Below are 580 nucleotides of genomic sequence, written 5' to 3'. Positions count from 1 at the left end.
GGCTTAGAAGCAGCCACCATTTAAAGAGTGCGTAATAGCTCACTAGTCGAGTGACTCTGCGCCGAAAATGTACCGGGGCTAAATACACCACCGAAGCTGCGGATTGATACCGAATGGTATCAGTGGTAGGGGAGCGTTCTAAGGACAGTGAAGTCAGACCGGAAGGACTGGTGGAGTGCTTAGAAGTGAGAATGCCGGTATGAGTAGCGAAAGACGGGTGAGAATCCCGTCCACCGAATGCCTAAGGTTTCCTGAGGAAGGCTCGTCCGCTCAGGGTTAGTCAGGACCTAAGCCGAGGCCGACAGGCGTAGGCGATGGACAACAGGTTGATATTCCTGTACCACCTCTTTATCGTTTGAGCAATGGAGGGACGCAGAAGGATAGAAGAAGCGTGCGATTGGTTGTGCACGTCCAAGCAGTTAGGCTGATAAGTAGGCAAATCCGCTTATCGTAAAGGCTGAGCTGTGATGGGGAAGCTCCTTATGGAGCGAAGTCTTTGATTCCCCGCTGCCAAGAAAAGCTTCTAGCGAGATAAAAGGTGCCTGTACCGCAAACCGACACAGGTAGGCGAGGAGAGAAT

1 rRNA gene is annotated in these 580 nt (G+C 51.9%); it reads left to right on the top strand.

What is annotated here, in order from left to right:
* Positions 1-580: ribosomal RNA gene (locus MR083_RS26825) — 23S ribosomal RNA — on the top strand; the annotation flags it as partial.

This window comes from Bacillus cereus group sp. BfR-BA-01408 (genome assembly GCF_022663305.1).
In the GTDB taxonomy this organism is placed as follows: domain Bacteria; phylum Bacillota; class Bacilli; order Bacillales; family Bacillaceae_G; genus Bacillus_A; species Bacillus_A pacificus.
Note: the sequence above shows the minus strand (reverse complement) of the source record. Positions and strands in the feature narration are given on the sequence as shown.